Here is a 20,239-nt window from a genome sequence, read left to right on the forward strand (position 1 = left end):
GACCGTCCCTCTTACGTCAGACGTTGCAGGACAGTCTCGACACCCTCGCGCGCACCCACCGCGTGCCCGGCGCCCATCTGGCCGTCGACACCGGGACGGAGATCGTCAGCGTGCACACCGGCACGGCCGACGCCGTCCGGGGCACCGCGTTCACGGCGGACACGGCCGTGCCGCTGGGCAGTGTCACCAAGACGTACACGGCCGCCACGGTCATGCTGCTGGTCGACGACGAGGACCTCGACCTGGACGAGGCCGTCGCCGACGTCCTGCCGGAGTTCGAGGAGATACCCAAGGTGACCGTGCGTCACCTTCTCTCCCACACCGCCGGTCTGCCCACCGGTCCCGACTCGGACACCGCGGCGGGCATGACGGCGTCCCGTTATCTGTCGACGGTGTGCACCGCCGAGGACGCGCTGTTCGCGCCCGGGACGGACTTCTCCTACTCCAACGCCGGTTACGTGGCGGCGGGACGGCTGATCGAGGCCGTGACCGGCATGAGCTGGCAGGAAGCCGTCCGCGTGCTGCTCCTGGAACCGCTGGGCACCGCACCGGCCTTCCTCGGCGAGAGCGTCCAGGGGCGACCGGTCGCCACCGGGCACGCCCTGAACACGGCGACCGGCGCCCCGCGGCCGGCCCGCCAGAACCTGGCCCCCGTGGAGGCGCCGGCCGGCGCCCTGCTGGCGAGCGCCTCCGATCTCGTCGCTCTGGGCCAGGCGTTGACCGGCCGGTCCGCCGTCGTCCCGGCCGCCGTCGCCACGCTGATGAGGCGTCCGGAAGAGGGCAGCGAAGCCGGTCCCCTGGCGGACGCCTGGGGCCTGGGAACCGCCCTCCACCAACAGGACGACCGGTGGTGGTGCGGCCATGACGGGAACGCCCAGGGCACCTCCTGCCATCTGCGTGCGGAGCCGCGCAGCGGCGTCGTGGTCGCGTTCACCGGCAACTCCGGTGGCGCCACCGCCCTGTGGCGGGACCTGGCCGACACCCTGACCCGGCTCACCGGCATGCGGGTGCCCGCCGCCGCCACCGCGCGCCTCGACCGGGGCGGCCCCGTCGCCTTCCCCGAATGCGCCGGGACCTACCGCAACGGGACGACCGAGTACCGCATCAGCCTCGACGCGGACGGCCTGCCCGTGCTGTCCATCGACGGTGATCTGCCGCTGCCCCTGATCTGCTACCCGGACCTGACCTGCGACCTGGTCGACCCGGCCACCGGCCGACGCGAACCCGGCGGACGCTTCCACCGCGACCCCGTCGGCGGCGGCGTCGACCGTGTGCAGATCTCCGGTCGTACGGCCCGCCGCGTCGGCACCGACTGACCCCGGTCGTCCCGCCGAGCCGGCCCGCACCGCCGGCCCCGGCGCCCCGCCACGTCCGGCCGCACCCCTCCCGCACCGGAACCGCCCCGCGCGGCTCCGGTGCGCCCGGCGGCTCCCCGCGCCCGCGCACCCGCATCGTCACCGTCTTCCGAGGACTCCCCATGACGGACCTGCACAACTCGCCCGACCACACGTCCCCCTACCGGCGGGCGGACGACGTCACCGCCGCCGGAGGCGGCTCGGGCACCCCGGTGCCGCACCGGCCGCTCGGCGAACTGTTCGAGGCGTGGGCGGGCCGGACCCCGGACGCGCCGGCCGTGACCGACGGCCGACGGACGTGGTCCTACCGGGAACTGGAGGAGCGCACCGCGCGCCTGGCCGCCGATCTCGTACGGCGCGGGGCCGGGCCGGAGCGGACGGTGGCCCTGGTCCTGCCGCGCTCGCTGGAACTGATCGCCGCCGAGCTGGCCGTGGCCCGGGCGGGTGCCGCGTTCCTGCCCGTGGATCCCCAGTACCCGCACGAGCGACGGGCGTTGATGCTGGCGGACGCGGCACCCGCCGTGGTCCTCGACGACCTGGCCGGCGTACGCGCCGCCCTGGAGGCCGCCGGAAACCTCCCGGAGCCACGAGCGCGGGTGGACGCCGACCAGGCCGCGTACGTCATCTACACCTCCGGCTCGACCGGAACGCCCAAGGGCGTGACCGTCACCCACCGGGGCATCGCCGCCTTCACCGCGGGTGCCGCCGAGCGGTACGCCGTGGGACCGGGCGACCGGGTGCTCCAGTTCTCCTCGCCCAGTTTCGACGCCTCCGTGCTGGAACTGTTCATCTCCGTGCTGTCCGGCGCCACCCTGGTCGTCCCGCCGAACGGCCCCTGGCTGGGCGACGAACTGGCCGCCGTGGTGAACGAGCACCGCATCAGCCACGCGCTGATCCCGCCGGCCGCCCTGGCCACCCTGCCGGACCCGGCGCGGATCGAACCGGGTGGCCTGCGCACGCTGATCGTGGGAGCCGAGGCGTGCCCGGCCGCACTCGTCGACCGCTGGGCGCCCGGCCGCCGGATGATCAACTCGTACGGGCCCACCGAGGCGACCATCGTGGCCTCCTGGACCGGACCGCTGTCCGCGGGCAGTGGCACGCCGGGCATCGGCACCCCCCTTGCCGGCACCGAGGCGCACGTGCTGGACGCGGCCATGCGGCCGGTGCCGCGCGGCACCGACGGCGAACTGTACGTCGGCGGGGTGGGAGTGGCCCGCGGCTACCTCGACCGGCCCGGCCTCACCGCCACGCGCTTCGTCGCCAGTCCCTTCGGCCCGTCCGGAGCCCGCCTCTACCGCACCGGCGACCGGGCACGCTGGAACGAGCACGGCGAACTGGAGTACCTGGGCCGGCTCGACCGCCAGGTGAAACTGCGCGGCTTCCGGATCGAGCCCGGCGAGATCGAGGCGGCGCTGCGGCGCTGCGGCGGAGTGCGGGACGCCGTGGCCGTGGTGCGCGAGGACGAACCCGGACGGCGTCGGCTCGTCGGCTATGTCACCCCGGCCGACCACCGGCAGCCGCCTCGCCCGGACCAGTTGAGAGAGGCCGTCGCCGCCGTCCTGCCGCCGCACATGGTGCCCTCCGCCGTGGTCGTCCTCGACGCCCTGCCGCTCACCCCCCAGCACAAGACCGACCTGCGGGCCCTGCCCGCGCCCGTCCGCGCGGCCGGCCCGGACCACGTGGCGCCGCGCACCCCGCAGGAGCGGGCGCTGGCCGACGTGTGGGCGGACGTCCTGGGCGTCGACGCCGTGGGCGCCGAGGACGACTTCTTCGACCTGGGCGGAGACTCCATCCTCGCCACCCGCGCCCTGGCCCGGATCCGCGAGGAACTCGGTGCCCGCCTGTCGGTCCGGGACGTGTTCACCACGCGCACGGTCGCCGCTCTGGCCCGGCTGCTCGACGCCCCCTTCGCCGCGGTGGCCCCGGACCCGATCCCGGCCGTCCCGCGCGACCGGCCCCTTCCGCTCTCCAGCGCCCAGCGGCGCCTGTGGTTCCTGGACGACCTCACCCCGGGCGGCACCGAGTACAACACCGGCCTGGCGCTGCGCCTGCGCGGCGAGCTGGACACCGGGGCGCTGCGCCGTGCCCTGGACCGGCTGGTGGCCCGCCACGACTCCCTGCGTACGACCTTCGCCACCGAGGACGGCCAGGGGGTGCAGCGAGTGCATCCGCACGCCGACCTGCCGCTGCGCACGGCCGATGTGACGCACCTGCCCGCCGGCCGGCGCGACGAGGCCGCCGGCCGGCTGCTCACCGAGGAGCTGGCCCACCCCTTCGACCTGGCGGCCGGCCCGCTCACCAGGGCTCTGCTCGTCCGCCGCGACGACGACGACCATGTGCTGCTGCTGGCCCAGCACCACATCGTCACCGACGGCTGGTCCGTGGGCATCCTGACCCGTGACCTGGCGGCCCTGTACCGGGGCGAGGTCTCCGGCACCGAGGACGGGCTGCCCGTGCCCGGGGTGCAGTACCCGGACTTCGCCGTGTGGGAGCGGCGCCGGCGTTCCGGCGACGGCGACGCGGAACACCTCGCCTACTGGAAGCGGCACCTGACCGGCATGCCGCAACTGGAACTGCCCACCGACCGGCCCCGGCCCGCGGTGCGCACCACGGCCGGCGCCGCCCACCGGCACCACCTTCCGGCGGAGCTTGTCGCGCGGCTGAGACATCTGGCCGGGGGCCGCGGTACGACCGTCTTCACCCTGTTCGCCGGGGCGGCGGCGGTGCTGTTCTCCCGCTACTCGGGGCAGCGGGACGTCGCCTTCGGCACCGTCACCACCGGGCGCGGACGCCGCGAACTGGAGGACGTGACCGGGTTCTTCGCGAACACCGTCGTGCTGCGCGGTGACGTGGACGACGCCGCGACCGTCGACCGGTTCGTGGAGAGCATGCGGGCGACGGTGCTGGACGCCTTCGCCCACGAATCGGTGCCGTTCGACCGGGTGGTGGAGGAACTGGCCCCGCCCCGGGATCCCAGCCGTACCCCGCTGGTGCAGGTGCTCGTCGTGCAGCAGACCGCCCTGGCAGACCCGCCCCAGGCCGGCGGCTTGCGGATCGAACAGCACCCGCTGCCCCGCCCGGCCGCCCGCTTCGACCTGGTGCTGGAGTTCGCTCCGCACGCCGACGGCGGCTGCGAGCTCACCGTCGAGTACAGCACCGGCCTGTTCGAGGCGGAGACGGTCGCCCGGATGAGCCGTCACCTGCACCGGCTGCTGGAGGGCATGGCGGACGGACCGCACCGCACGGTGGGCGAGCTGGCCCTGCTGTCGGACGGCGAACGGCACACCGTCCTGGAGGCCTGGAACCCGCCGCCCACGGACGCCCACCACGAGCCGGACCGTACGCTGCCCGCGCTGTTCGAGGCACAGGTGGCACGGACGCCCGGCCGGACCGCCGTGGTGTGCGGCTCCGAACGCCTGGACTACGCCGAGGTCAACCGGCGCGCCAACCGGCTCGCCCGGCTGCTGGCCGCGCGCGGGGCCGGTCCCGAGACGCTGGTGGCGCTGTGCCTGCCGCGGACGGCTGACCTGCTGCCGGTGCTGTGGGCCGTACTCAAGGCGGGCGCCGGCTACCTGCCGGTGGACCCCGGCTACCCGGTCGAGCGCGTCCGCCTCATGCTCGCCGACGCCGCTCCCGCCCTCGTCATCGCCACCCGCGAGACCGCCGGCGCGCTGCCCGGGGACTGCGTCCCGCTGCTGCTGGAGGACTGCCTCGCCCAGACCGCCGTCGCCGGCGGCGGTCTCACCGGCGACGGTCTCACCGGCGACGGGCTCACCGACAGCGGGCTCACCGGCGACGGCCTCATCGACAGCGACCTCACCGACGCCGACCGGGTGCGGCCTCTCGATCCCGGGCACCCCGCGTACGTCATCTACACCTCGGGCTCGACCGGACGTCCGAAAGGCGTGGTGGTCACCCACCGCAGCGTCGCGGCGCTCGCGGCGTGGGCGGGGGAGCGCTTCGGACCCCGGCGGCTGGCGCATGTGGTGGCCTCCACCTCGCTCAACTTCGACGTGTCGGTGTTCGAGATGCTCTGCCCCCTGCTCGTCGGCGGTGGCATCGAGGTGGTCGCCGACCTCCCGGCCCTCGCCGACACCACCGAACCCCGGCGGGCCGGACTGGTGAGCGGTGTGCCGTCGGTGATCTCCCGCATGCTCGCCGAGGGCGGCGCGGCGGTGGAGGCGGACACGGTCGTCCTGGCCGGGGAGGCGCTTCCCGCGCAGACCGTGCACGACCTGAAGCGGGCCATGCCGGACTGCGAGATCGCCAACATCTACGGCCCGACCGAGGCCACCGTCTACGCCACCGCGTGGTTCGCGGACGGCACCGCTCCGGAGCAGGCCCCGCCGATCGGCAGGCCCGTGGCCCGCACCCGCGCCTACGTGCTGGACCGCCTGCTGCGCCCCCAGCCGCCCGGCGTGACGGGAGAGCTGTACCTGGGCGGCGGAGGGCTGGCGCGCGGCTACCTGGGACGCCCGGGGCTGACCGCCTCCCGGTTCGTCGCCGACCCCTTCGGCGCGCCGGGGAACCGCATGTACCGCACCGGAGACCTGGTGCGGTGGAACGGCGACGGCGAACTGGAGTACCTCGGCCGTACCGACCAGCAGGTCAAGGTGCGGGGCTTCCGCATCGAACTGGGCGAGGTGGAGGAGGGGCTGCGCCGCGTCCACGGCGTGACGGAGGCGGCGGCCACCGTCCGGGAGAGCGACGGCCACCGCCGTCTGGTCGGCTACGTCGTTCCCGCTCCGGACGCGCGCGTCGAGCCGGAGGAGGTGCGCCGGGTCCTCGGCCGCACCCTGCCCGACTACATGGTGCCGACGGCCGTCGTGGTCCTGGCCGGCCTGCCCCTCAACCCCAACGGCAAGCTGGACCGGGGCCGCCTGCCGGACCCCGGGCCCGTACGCGGCGGTACGCACCGCGTGGCCCCGCGCACCCCCACCGAGCGCACCCTCGCCGCCATCTGGGCGGACATCCTGCGTGTGGACCGCATCGGGGTGGACGACAACTTCTTCGCCCTGGGCGGCGACTCCATCCTCAGCATCCAGGTGGTGGCCCAGGCCCGCCAGGCGGGCCTCACGGTCACCTCCCGGGACGTCTACCGGCACCAGACCATCGCCGCCCTCGCCCGTTGCGCCGACGCGGCCGGTGACCACCGGCCCGCCGTCCCGGCCTCGGTGCCCGCCAGCGGTCCGGCGCCGCTCACGCCCATCCAGCGCTGGCTGTTCGACAGTGCGGCGGAGCGTGCGGGCCGCTTCGCCCAGACCCTGTCCGTCCACCTCCCCGGCTCCGTCGACACGGTGGCGCTGGAGGACGCCCTCAACGACCTCGTCGCCCAGCACGACGCCCTGCGCTCACGCTTCCTCACCGAGGAGGCCGCCGACGGCACGGACGCGGAGCCGCGCGCCGCCTGGCGCATCGAGGACCGGGCCCCGCGCCTGCGGCTGGCCCGCCACGCCGGCCCGGACACCGACTCCCCGCACCACGGCGCCTTCGACCTGCGCCACGGCCCGCTGCTGCGTGCCGTGCTGCACGACCGCGGCCCCGGCCGGCCCCGCGTGCTGCATCTGGCCGTCCATCACCTGGTGGTAGACGGTGTCTCCTGGCGCGTGCTCCTGGAGGACCTGGACCGCGCCTACCGCGCCCGCCGGGAAGGCCGCGACGGACAGCGGGCGTTGCCCCCGAAGTCCTCACCGCTGCGGCACTGGGCCCGGCGGCTGTCCGTCCTGGCGGCCGACGGCGGTTTCGACGACGAGGCCGCGTACTGGACCGACGCCGCCGCCGGAGCCCGGACGACGCTGCCGACCGACACGCAGGGCGAGGGACCGGGCGAGGGATCGGGCAAGGAGACGGGCGAGTGCCCCAACACCTACGCCTCGGCGCGCTCGGTGACCGTCCGCCTCACGCCCGAGGACACCACCGCCCTGCTGCGCACCCTGCCGGACACCTACCGCACCCGGGTCAACGACGTGCTGCTGAGCGCGCTCGGCCGGGTGCTGTGCGCGTGGACCGGGCACGAGCGGGTCCTGGTGGACGTCGAGGGGCACGGCCGGGAGGAACTCTTCGCCGACGTGGACATCAGCCGTACGGTCGGCTGGTTCACCACCCGTCACCCGGTCGCCCTCGCCGTCCCGGCCGACGCGGACTGGGACGTCGTACTCAAGCAGGTCAAGGAGCAACTGCGGGCGGTGCCCCGGCACGGAGTCGGGTACGACGTGCTGCGGTATCTGGACTGCCCGAGACCCTTGCCCGAGGTGCCGGAGGCGCAGGTTAGCTTCAACTACCTGGGAAGGTTCGGGCTGTCGGACACCGCCGGTGGCCTGTACGAAGGAACGTTCCGGCCGCTGGAACTGGACGCCGATCCCTCGGCCGTCCGCCCGCACCCCCTGGAAGTGGTGGGGCAACTGGACGGTGACGCACTGGAGTTCACCTGGTTCTACTCCGAGGACCTGCACACCAGGACGACCGTCGCCGGCCTGGCCGCCCGCTTCGCCGACGCGCTGGCCGGCATCGCCCGCCACGCCGGCCGGCCGGGCAGCGGCGGACGCACCCCCTCGGACTTCCCGCTGGCCCCGCTCGACCAGGCGACCGTGGACCGGATCGTCGGGGACGACCCCGCGGCGGTGGAGGACATCCACCCGCTCACCCCCACCCAGACCGGCATGCTCTTCCACCGGCTCTCCCAGGACGACCGGGGCGTCTACTTCCAGCAGCTCACCTTCGACCTGGAGGGTGTGCCCGAACCGGCCGCGCTCGCGGCGGCCTGGCAACGCGTCACGGACCACACGCCCGTACTGCGCGGGCATGTCGTCTGGCAGGACGTGCCCGAGCCGCTGCTGGTCGTGCGGCGTCACGCCTCCCTGCCCGTCACTCACCTGGACTGGCGCGACCTGACCGAGGAGGAGCGCGGAAGGCGGCTGCGGCAACTGCTGGACCGGGACCGCGAGCAGGGCATCGACCTGACCCGGGCCCCGCTCCAGCGACTGGTGCTCGCCAGGATCTCCGACGGCGGCGTACGCGTCGTCTGGTCCTTCCACCACCTGCTCCTGGACGGCTGGAGCCTGTTCCAGGTGCTCTCCGACGTCTTCACCGAGCACGCCACGGCCGGGCGGGAGCCCCTCCCGGAGCGGCGCCCGTTCCGGGACTACGTGGCCTGGCTGCGCGACCGTGACGGGGCGGAGGCCGACCGGCACTGGAGCCGCCGCCTCGCCGGTCTGGCCGAGACCACCGCCCTGCCCTACGACCACGAACCGCGCGAGAGCCACCGCGCCGAGTCCACCGCGGCGGTCCGCGCCACCGTGGACGCGGCCACCACCCGGGCCCTGGCGGAGCTGGCCAGGACGGCGGGGCTGACCCTCAACACCCTCGTGCAGGGGGCGTGGGCGCTGCTGCTGAGCCGCCAGGCCCGCAGAGCGGACGTGCTGTTCGGCACGACCGTCTCCGGGCGGCCTCCCGAGCTGCCGGGAGCCGACACCATGACCGGCCTGTTCATCACCACCCTGCCCACTCGGGTGACGGTGCCGCACGACAGGCCCCTGCTCGACTGGCTGCGCGAGCTCCAGCAGGACCAGAGCGAGGACCGCCGCTTCGACCACGTGCCGCTCACCCGGATGCGGGGTCTCACCGGACTCCCCGAGCGCGCCGCCCTCTTCGACAGCATCGTCGTCTTCGAGAACTACCCGGTCGACGACGGCCTGGCCGCCGCTCACGGACTGCGGCTGACCGGGCTGGACGGCATCGAGACCACCAACTACCCGCTGAGCCTCGTGGCTTATCCGGGCACCGAACTGGGACTGCGGCTGGGCTACGACCCGCGGCTGTTCGACGCCGGCACCGTCGAGCGCATGGTCGAGTACCTCACCGTCCTGCTGACGGGCATGGCCACGACCCCAGAACTCCCGCCCGCCCGACTGCCGTTGCTCACGGCGGCCCGCCGCCGACAGGTGGTCGAGGAGTGGAACGACACCGCCACCGGCACCCCCGAGGCCACGGTGGCGGAGCTGTTCGCCGCGCAGGTGCGGCGCACCCCGGACGCGGCGGCGCTGGAGGCGGACACGGAGCGGCTCACCTATGGGGAACTCGACGCCCGCGCTGCCCGGTTGGCCGACCGGCTGACCGCGCTCGGTGTGACGGCGGAGGTGCCGGTGGGCGTGCTGATGGGACGCTCGGCCGATCTCGTCGTCGTCCAGCTCGCCCTGGTCCGCACCGGCGGCGTGTACGTCCCGCTGGACGGCAGGGCGCCGCACGAGCGGTTGCGCCGGATGCTCACCGAGGCGGACGCGCGCCTGCTGCTCACCGACGCCGAGTGGCAGCGCACGGCGGGGGAGACACTGCCGGACGGCACCGTCCGGCGCGTGGACGAACTCCTCGCGGGTGAACCGCCGTACAGGGAGGCCCACTTCGCTGGCGGAGCCCCGGTGGTCCATCCCGACAACGTCCAGTACCTGATGTTCACGTCCGGCTCCACCGGCACCCCCAAGGGCGTCGCGGTACGCCAGCGGGACGTCGCCGCGCTCGCCCTCGACCGCGCCTTCGCCGGGCACGACCGGGTCCTGGTGCACTCCCCGCACGCCTTCGACGCCGCCACCTACGAGGTGTGGGTGCCGCTGCTGCGCGGCGGGACGGCCGTGCTGGCCCCGCCCGCCGACGTGGACGCCGCCGTCGTCCGCCGCGCGATCACCGAGCAGGGCGTGCGCTGCCTGTGGCTGACCGCGGGCCTGTTCCGGCTGCTCGCCCAGGAGGACCCCACCTGCCTGAGCGGGGCCCGCGAGGTGTGGACCGGCGGCGAGGCCGTACCGGGCGCGGTGGTGGGCCGCGTGCTCGACGCCTGCCCCGGCCTGACCGTCGTCGACGGATACGGACCCACCGAGACCACCACCTTCGCCACCCGGCGGATCTTCCGGGCCGGCGATCCGCTCCCCGCGGTGCTGCCCATCGGACGCCCGCTCGACAACACCCGCGGGTACGTGCTCGACGACGCCCTCCAACCGCAACCGCCGGGTGTGCCGGGGGAGTTGTACATCGCGGGTGCCGGACTGGCCCGGGGATACGCCGGTCGGCCCGGCGCGACCGCCGCACGGTACCTGGCCGACCCGTTCGGGCCGCCCGGCGGGCGGATGTACCGCACCGGCGACATCGTGCGGTGGAGCGCCGACGGTGAACTGCACTTCGTGGGACGCGCGGACGACCAGGTCAAGATCCGCGGGTTCCGGGTCGAGCCGACCGAGATCGAGGCCCGGCTGACCGCCCACCCGGATGTGGCCGAGGCGGTGGTCTCGGTGTACGAGGACGCCGGCCGCAAGCGGCTCGCCGCCCACCTCGTGCCCGCCCCCTCGGCCGCCGTCCCCCCGGCGGGCGAGCTGCGCGCGCACGTCGTCGCCGAACTGCCCGACTACATGGTGCCCGCCGCCTTCGTCACGGTGGCCGAACTCCCCCTGACCGCCAACGGCAAGGTGGACCGGCGCCGGCTGCCCGTGCCCGACTGGACGGGGGCCGGCGACGCCGAGTACCGCGCGCCGCGCACCGAGGCCGAGCGGATCCTGGCCGGGATCTGGGCGGAACTGCTCGGAGCGGAACGGGTCGGCGCCGACGACAACTTCTTCATGCTGGGCGGCGACTCGATCCTCAGCATCCAGGTCGTCTCCCGGGCCCGCGCCGCCGGCCTCGCGCTCACCCCGAGGGACCTGTTCCGGCATCCGACGGTCGCCGCTCTGGCCGCCGCCGCGGACACCGGCACCGCCGTGCCCGTCGCGGGGACCGGTCCGGTGAGCGGCGAGGTCCCGCTCACCCCGATCCAGCACTGGTTCCTCGATCCCGGGCCGCCGCGGCCGGAGTTCTTCAACCAGTCCGTCGTCGTGGAGACACCCGACGACGTCGACCCGGCCGCCCTGCGCCGCGCCCTGGCGGCCGTGTACGCCCGTCACGACGCCCTGCGCTGCCGTTTCGTCCGGTCCGCCGACGGCGCCTGGCGCCAGGAGTGCCCCGGAGCGGACGAGGAGCCGCCCGGGCTGCTGGAGGTCTGCGACCTGGGCGGACTCCCGGCGGATACGGCCGAGGAGGCCGAGGCCCGTGTCACGGCCGAAGCGCACGCCGCCTTCCGGCTGGAGAACGGACCGCTCGTCACGGCCCGCCTCTTCACGGGCACCGGCACCGGCAGCGGTGACGGCACCGCACGTGGCACCCGCCTGCTCCTCGTCGTGCACCACCTGGTCGTCGACGGCGTCTCCTGGCGCATCCTGCTGGAGGACCTGGAGACGGCCTACGGGCAGGCCCGTGCCGGGGAGCCGGTGCGTCTCCCGGAGCGGACGACGTCCGTCCAGGAGTGGGCGCGGCGCCTGCGCGCGCACGCCGCGTCCGGCGGATTCGCCGCGCAGCGCGAGTACTGGCAGGCGGTGGCCGGGCACTGCGCCGCGCCGCTGCCGGTGGACGGCGAGGGCGGCAACACCATGGCCGACGTGGACGCGGTGACCGTACGCCTGGACCGGCGGCACACCGACGACCTGCTGCGGAAGGTGCCCGGCGGCTATCGCACCCGCGTCGACGACGTCCTGCTGACCGCCCTCGGCCGGGTGCTCTCCGGGTGGACCGGGCGCAGGACCGTCGCCGTCGGCCTGGAGGGACACGGCCGCGAGGACCAGCTCTTCGACGACGTCGACCTGTCCCGGACCGTCGGCTGGTTCACCACCCTGTTCCCCGTCGCCCTCGACGTCCCGGACGGGGACTGGGGCACCGCCCTGAAGTCCGTCAAGGAGCAGTTGCGGTCCGTTCCCGGGCGGGGCCTGGGCCACGGCGCCCTGCGCCACCTGACGGGCGACGAGCGGCCGGCCGACGCGCCGATGCCCGGCGTCAGCTTCAACTACCTCGGGCGCTTCGACTGGTCCGCCCAGGGCGGCGAGCTGGTGCGCTCCGTCCCGGGCGGGCTGGGCGGCGCCGAGGCGCCCGAGTCGGTGCGCCCGCACCTGCTGGACGTGGTCGCCCGCGTCGAGGACGGCGAGCTGGAGGTCACCTGGCACTACAGCCGGCACCTGCACCGCCAGGACACCGTCACCGGTCTCGCGGCCGGGATGCTGCGGGCGCTGGAGGACGTCGTCGCCCACTGCGCCGCCCCCGGGGCCGGAGGCCGGACACCGTCGGACTTCCCGCTGGTCCGGATCGACCAGGCGGCCGTGGACCGGGTCGTGGGCGACGGCCGCGGCGTCGAGGACCTGTACCCGCTGACGCCGATGCAGGCGGGCATGCTGTTCCACAGCCTGATGGACCCCGACAGCCGCACCTACGTCAACCAGGTCCAGCTGGTGCTGTCCGGCGTCACCGACCCGCACCCCCTGGCCGAGGCGTGGCAGCGGACCGTGGACGCCAACGCGATGCTGCGGATCCGCCCGGTGTGGCAGGAGACCGCCGAACCCCTCCAGGCGGTGCGGCGGCAGGCGAGAGTGCCCGTCACCCACCACGACTGGTCCGGGTGGTCCGCCGAGCGCTGCGAGAGGGAACTCGCCCGGCTGGTCGACGAGGACCGGCAGGCCGGACTCGACCTGGAGACGGCCCCGTTGATGCGCCTGGCCCTGATCCGGCTCACGCCCGAGCGGGTGCGGATGCTGTGGACGTTCCACCACCTGCTGCTCGACGGGTGGAGCGCGGCCCAGGTCTTCGACGAGGTGTGCGAGCGGTACGCGGCGCTTACCGCCGGACGCCCGCCCCGGGTTCCGGACCGCGCCCCCTACCGCGACTACCTGGACTGGCTCACCCGGCAGGACACCGAGCGGGCGGAGGAGTACTGGCGCGAGGCACTGGCCGGTTTCCCCGTCGCCACCGAACTGCCGCGCGACCGACGGCCCGCCGAGGCGCACCGCACCTCGTCCTCGGGGTCGGTGCGGGTGACGCTCGACGCCGAGGTGTCGGCGCGGCTGCGGGAGATGGCGCAGTCGGCCGGTCTGACCGTCAACACCGTCCTCCAGGGCGCCTGGGCGCTGCTGCTGTCCCGCTACGGCGGCGGGGACGACGTGGTGTTCGGCACCACCGTCTCCGGCCGCCCCGCCGACCTGCCGGGCGTGACCTCCATGGTCGGCGTGTTCATCAACACCCTGCCCACCCGGGCGCGGATCGACGGACGGCGCCGCCTGCCGGACTGGCTGGGCGAACTCCAGGCCGCCCAGTCGGAGTCCCGGCGCCACGACTTCGTCTCCCTCGCCCAGCTCCAGACCTGGAGCGACGTACCGGGCGGCACGCCCCTGTTCGACAGCATCGTGGTCTTCGAGAACTACCCGTTCGACGCGGACGCCCTGGCCCGGCACGGCCTGGCCATGGAGCAGGAACGCGACGTGGAGCCGACCAACTACCCGCTCAGCGTGGTGGTCGCGCCCGGCGACACCCTGACGGTCACCCTGGACTACGACCCCGCCGCCTTCGACGCCGCCACCGTCGACGGCATCGGCACCAGCCTGCGCACGCTGCTGACGGAGATGGCCACCGACCCGGACCGCGAGCTGGCCGACCTGCCGCTGATGTCCGGCGACCAGGGCCGCCGCCTGCTGGAACGCTTCGGCGGCCCGGTGACCGAGGCACCGCGGCACACCCTGCCGGAGGCGTTCCGCGCGCAGGCCGCGCGCACCCCGGACGCCGTCGCCGTGGTCGGAGGCACGGAACACCTCACCTACCGGCAGCTCGACGAGCGCGCCAACCGGCTGGCCCGGCTGCTCATCGACGCCGGCGCCGGGCCCGAACGGTTCGTCGCGCTCGCCCTGCCGCGCACCCCGGACCTGATCGTGGCGCTGTTGGCGGTCCTCAAGAGCGGCGCCGCCTACCTGCCCGTCGACCCGGGCTACCCGGCTGAGCGGATCGCCTTCCTCTTCGACGACGTACGGCCCGAAGCGGTCGTCACCCGCGCGGAGACGGGGGACCGGCTGCCCGACGGGCCGTTCACGCGGATCGCCCTCGACGACCCCGCCAGCGCCGCGAGCCTGGCCGCCCTGTCCGGCGAGGACATCACCGACGCCGAGCGGCACGGACGGCTGCTGCCGGACCACCCCGCCTACGTCATCCACACCTCCGGCTCGACCGGCCGGCCCAAGGGTGTCGTCGTCGCGCAGGAGTCGGTGCTGGCGCTGACCGACTGGGCCGCCGCCGAGTTCGGCGGGCGCGGCCTGGAGCACGTGGTGGCCTCCACCTCGCTCAACTTCGACGTGTCGGTGTTCGAGATCTTCTCGCCGTTGCTGGCGGGCGGCCGCGTCGAGATCGTGCACGACCTGCTGGCCCTCGCCGAGCGGGCGGAGCCGTGGCGGGCGGGGCTGCTCAGCGCCGTGCCCTCCGCGCTGGGCCGGCTGCTCGCGGAGGACACCGTCCACGTCAGCGCCGGCACCGTCGTCCTCGCCGGTGAGGCGCTGCCCGTGCGGACCGTGCGCCAGGTGCGCGCGGCGGTCCCCGGCTGCCGGGTGCTGAACATCTACGGCCCCACCGAGGCCACTGTCTACGCCACCGCCTTCACCTGCGACCCGGCCGAACCCGACCGCGTCCCGCCCATCGGCAGGCCCGTCGGCGGCGCCCGCGCCTACGTCCTGGACGCCCGGCTGCGCCCGGTGCCCGCCGGTGTCCCGGGCGAGCTGTACCTGGCCGGGACCGGTGTGGCCCGCGGCTATCTGCACCGGCCCGGGCTCACCGCCTCGCGCTTCCCCGCCGACCCGTTCGGCCCGCCCGGCAGCCGCATGTACCGCACCGGAGACCTCGTGCGGTGGACGGCCCACGGTGACCTGGTGTACCTCGGCCGTTCGGACGACCAGGTGAAGGTCCGCGGCTTCCGCATCGAACTCGGCGAGGTCGAGGCCGCGCTGACCCGGCACCCCGAGGTGTCGGCCGCCGCCGCGCGCGTGGTCGAACACGACGGCCACAAGCGCCTGGTGGCCTACGCGGTCCCCGACGGCCCCGCGCTGCCCGACTCCGCCGGTCTGCGGGCCTTCCTGGCCCGTACGCTCCCCGACCACCTGGTCCCGGCACTCGTCGTGCCGCTGGAGCGGCTCCCGCTCGGCGCCACCGGCAAGCTGGACCGGCGCGCGCTGCCCGACCCCGTGTGGTCGGCGCCGCGCGGGAGCGGTGACCGTGCGCCGCGCACCGAGGCCGAACGGGCGCTCGCCGCGATCTGGTCCGAGGTGCTGGGCGTGCCCGACGTGGGCGCGCGGGACAACTACTTCGCGCTCGGCGGCGACTCCATCCTCGGCATCCAGATCGTCTCCGCCGCCCGCCGGGCCGGCCTCGCCCTGACTCCCCGGCACCTGTTCCAGCACCAGACCGTCGCCGAACTGGCGGCCGCCGCCCAGGACTCCACGACCCGGCGGACCGTGGCGGAACAGGGCCCGGTCGTCGGGGAGGTACCGCTCACGCCCGTCCAGCACTGGCTGTTCGACACGCTCACCGGCGACCCCGCGCAGCTGACCCAGACGGTCTCCTTCCACCTGGCCGCCGACACCGACGAGGCCCTGCTGCGGGCCGCCCTGGCCGTCGTACTGGAGCAGCACGACGCGCTGCACCTGCGGTTCGAGCAGGACGGCGACGGGCGGTGGCGGCAGCACGGCACCGCACCGGGGGAGGCGCCCCGGCTGGAGGTGCACGATCTGCCCGAGGGCACCGACGACTCCGCGGTGCGTGACCTGGCCGACGGTCTGTGCGCCGGGTTCGACCTCGCCGGCGGCCCGCTGCTCAGGGCCGCGCTGTGCCGGACCGGCGACGACCGGCGGCCGGTGCTGCTGCTGGCCGCCCACCACCTGGTCGTGGACGCGGTGTCCTGGCGGATCCTCCTGGAGGACCTGGACACCGCCTACCGGGCGCTGCGCGCCGGCGAGCGGGCGGACCTCGGGCCGAAGACCACCTCGTTCCGGGCGTGGTCGCAGCGACTGACCGCGCACACCGCGTCCGGCGGCCTCGACGACGAACTCGCCCACTGGCAGGCCCTGTCCGCCGACACCACGCCGCTGCCGACCGACCTCACCGGAGCCAACACCGCCGCCTGCGAGGAGACGGTGACGGTGGGCCTGGACAGCGAGGAGACCCGGCGGCTGCTCCAGGACGTGCCGGACGTCTACCGCACCCGCGTCAACGACGTCCTGCTGTGCGCCCTGGGCCGGGTCCTGGCCCGCTGGACCGGCCGGGACCGGGTCATGGTCGCGCTGGAGGGCCACGGCCGGGAGGAACTCTTCGACGACGTCGACCTCGCCCGGACCGTCGGCTGGTTCACCACCATGTTCCCCGTCGCGCTGGACGTGCCCCGGAACGCCGGCACCGGGGCGGCGCTGAAGTCCGTCAAGGAGAACCTGCGGGCCGTGCCCCGGGGCGGACTGGGCTACGGCGCCCTGCGCCACCTGCACCCCGACCGCGACCGGCTCGGTCTGCCGGAACTGCCGCGGGTCGGCTTCAACTACCTGGGCCAGCAGGACTGGCACGCCACCGCGGGCGGCCTGCTGCACACGCCGTACGCCGGACTGGCCGGCGGCATCGACCGTACGGCGGACCGGCCGCACCTCCTCGATGTCCTCGGCCAAGTCGTCGACAAGCGGCTGGAGTTCACCTGGTCGTACTCGCGCGAGGTGCACCGGCGCGACACGGTGGCGCGGCTGGCCGCCGAACTGGCCGACGAACTGCGGCACATCGCGCGGCACTGCGCCGAGCCCGGCGCCGGCGGCCGTACCCCCTCGGACTTCCCGCTGGCACCGCTGGACCAGACGGCGGTGGACCGACTGGTGGGCACCGGCCGTGACATCGTCGACCTGTACCCGCTCACGCCCACCCAGAGCGGCATGGTCGTGCACGGGCTGGACGCACCCGGGCAGGGCATGTACGTCGAGCAGATCACGTTCGTCGTGGACGGGGCGCGCGACCCGCGCCTGCTCGCCGCCGCCTTCCAGCACGTGGTCGACCGCACCCCCGTCCTGCGCACCACCGTGGTGCTCAGCGGCGTCCCCGTCCCCCTCCAGGCCGTCCACCGCACCGCGGTCCTGCCGGTCACCGAGCACGACTGGTCCGCCCTGACCCCGGCCGAGCGCGACACGGCACTGGAGCGACTGCTCGCCGAGGACAAGGCCCGCGGCCTGGCGCTGGACCGCGCGCCACTGCTGCGCCTGGCCCTGATCCGGCTCGGCCCGGACCAGGTACGGGTCCTGTGGACCTTCCACCACGTCCTGCTGGACGGCTGGAGCGTCTTCCACGTGCTCGCCGACGCCATGACCGCTCATGCGGCGCTCGCCCGCGGCGAGGAACCCCGGCTGCCGGACCGCCGCCCGTTCGCCGACTACGCCCGCTGGCTGGCCGCCCGGGACACCGCGCCGGCCGAGGAGCACTGGAGGAGCGTCCTCGAAGACCTCACCGCCCCCACGCCGCTGCCCTACGACCGCAGGCCGGGCCCGAGCTCGACGGCCCGCTCCGACACCTGGCTGTCCCAGTGGCTGGGCACGGAGGAGACCAAGCGGCTGGAGGACTTCGCCCGTCGCAACCGCCTGACCCTCAGCACCGTCGCGCAGGGCGCCTGGGCGCTGCTGCTGTCGCGCTGGAGCGGGGAGCGGGAGGTGTGCTTCGGCACCACCGTCTCGGGGCGGCCCGCCGACCTGCCCGGCGCCGACACCATCACCGGCCTGTTCATCACCACCCTGCCCGCCCGGGTCACCGTGGACGGCGGCGCGTCCCGCGACGCCTGGCTGCGGGACACCCAGGCCGCACGCGCCGAGGACCGCCGCTTCGACCACGTGCCCCTGACCGACCTCCAGGCATGGAGCGGCCTGCCGGCCGGGACGCCGGTGTTCGACAGCCTGCTGGTCTTCGAGAACTACCCGGTCGGCGACGCCACAGCCGGCGCCCACGGCGTCCACGTCCGCGACCTCGACGCCCGGGAGGCCACCAACTACCCGCTCACCGTCGTGATCTCGCCCGGCGAGCGGCTCGGCGTCGAACTCGGCTACGACCCGCGGCACTTCGACGCGACCACCGCGCGCTCCCTGGCCGCGCAGCTCCTGCACACCCTGGGCGAGCTGGCGGCCTCCCAGGACGCCGACCGCCTGGACTCGCTCGACACCCTGCCGCCGGAGGAACGCGCCCGGCTGCTGCACGGGCCCGCCCGCCCGCGGCTCGCACCCGTGCCCCCGGCGACCCTGCCCGCCCTGATCGAGGCGGCGGTGGACCGCCGGCCCACGGCCCCCGCGGTGAGCGCGCCCGGCCTGTCGCTCACCTTCGCCGAGACGGAGACACGGGCCAACCGCCTGGCGCACCGGCTCATCGCGCGCGGCGCGGGCCCCGGCACCCTCGTCGCCCTGGTCCTGCCCCGCTCGGCCGACATGCTCCTCGCCCAGCTGGCGGTGACCAAGACCGGCGCCGCGTTCCTGCCGGTGGACCCCGACTACCCGCAGCAGCGGGTCGACTTGATGCTGCGGGACGCGGACCCCGCCGTCACCCTCGACGCCGCCGAGGTGGCCGCCCTGCTCGCGGCACCGCCGGACGGCACACCCGAACACCGGCCGACCGACGCCGACCGTACCCGGCCGCTGGACCTGGACGATGCGGCCTACGTCATCCACACCTCCGGCTCCACCGGCACCCCCAAGGGCGTGGTGGTCACCCACCGGGGCCTCGCGGGCTTCGCCGCCGCCGAGGCCGCGCACTACCAAGTGGCACCCGGCGACCGGGTACTGGCGTTCGCCACCCCCAGCTTCGACGCCTCGGTGCTGGAGCTGTGCATGTCCCTGCCGCAGGGCGCCCGCCTCGTCGTACCCCGGCCAGGCCCGCTGCTCGGCGCCGAACTCGCCGACGTGCTGCGCGCCGAGCGCATCACCCACACCCTGCTGCCCCCGGCCGCGCTCGCCACCCTGCCGCCGGACACCCCCGGCACCCTGCCCGACCTGAAGACCCTGACCGTGGGCGCCGACGCGTGCGGCGCCGACCTGGTCGCCCGCTGGGCCCCGCACCACCGCCTGGTCAACTCCTACGGGCCCACCGAGGCCACCGTCGTCGCCACCTGGTCCGACCCGCTGGAGGCGGACGGCACCGCCCCGCCCATCGGCCGCCCGCTGCCCGCCACCGGCGCCTACGTCCTGGACACCAGGCTGCGGCCGGTCCCCGACGGCGTGCCGGGCGAGCTGTGGCTGAGCGGACCGGCGCTGGCCCGCGGCTACCTGGGCCGGCCCGGACTGACCGCGACCCGGTTCACCGCTGACCCGTTCGGCCCGCCGGGCACCCGCATGTACCGCACCGGTGACCTCGTCCGGCGCGACGCCTGCGGCGAACTGCACTATCTGGGCCGCACCGACCACCAGCTCAAGCTGCGCGGCCACCGCATCGAGGCGGGCGAGGTCGAGGCCACGCTCGTGCGCCACCCGGCCGTCCTGGACGCCGTGGTGAGCGTGCGGGAGGACGAACCGGGCCTGCCGCGTCTGGTCGCCCACCTGCTGCGCGCGCCCGGCGCCGAGCCGCCCACCTCCGCCGAGCTGCGGGCGCTGGCCGCCGCCACCCTGCCCGGTCCCATGGTGCCCACGGCGTACGTGGTGCTGGACAGCTTCCCGCTCACCGAGAACGGCAAGACCGACCGGGCCGCCCTGCCCGCGCCCGCGCCGGACGCGCCGCGCACGGCGGAGCACATCGCACCGCGCACCCCCACCGAGGAGGTGCTGGCCGCCCTCTGGGAGGAGGCCCTGCACACAGCCGTCGGCGCGGAGGACGACTTCTTCGACCTCGGCGGCGACTCCCTGCGCGCCCTGCTCATCGCCTCCCGGGCCAACGACGCCTTCGGCGTGACCCTCACGCCCCGGGACGTCCTGGTCCACCGCACGGTCGCCGCCCTGGCGGACCTGGTGGAGGAACAGGTGCTCAGCGAACTCGAAGACGCCGCACGCGGCGACAGCGACCACGACGAACGGTGAGGA

General features: G+C 75.1%; 2 protein-coding genes. Both read left to right on the forward strand.

Annotated features, from left to right (window positions below; translation table 11 throughout):
* Window positions 1–23: 23 nt before the first annotated feature.
* Window positions 24–1,316 carry a serine hydrolase domain-containing protein gene (locus QQS16_RS38440; RefSeq protein WP_286067216.1) on the forward strand — a complete coding sequence of 431 codons (1,293 nt, stop codon included), beginning with the start codon at window positions 24–26 and terminating at the stop codon, window positions 1,314–1,316.
* Between the two features lie 251 nt (window positions 1,317–1,567).
* Window positions 1,568–20,236 carry a non-ribosomal peptide synthetase gene (locus tag QQS16_RS38445; protein ID WP_502963990.1) on the forward strand — a complete coding sequence of 6,223 codons (18,669 nt, stop codon included), beginning with the start codon at window positions 1,568–1,570 and terminating at the stop codon, window positions 20,234–20,236.
* Window positions 20,237–20,239: the final 3 nt, after the last annotated feature.

The organism is Streptomyces sp. ALI-76-A, assembly GCF_030287445.1.
Classification (GTDB): domain Bacteria; phylum Actinomycetota; class Actinomycetes; order Streptomycetales; family Streptomycetaceae; genus Streptomyces.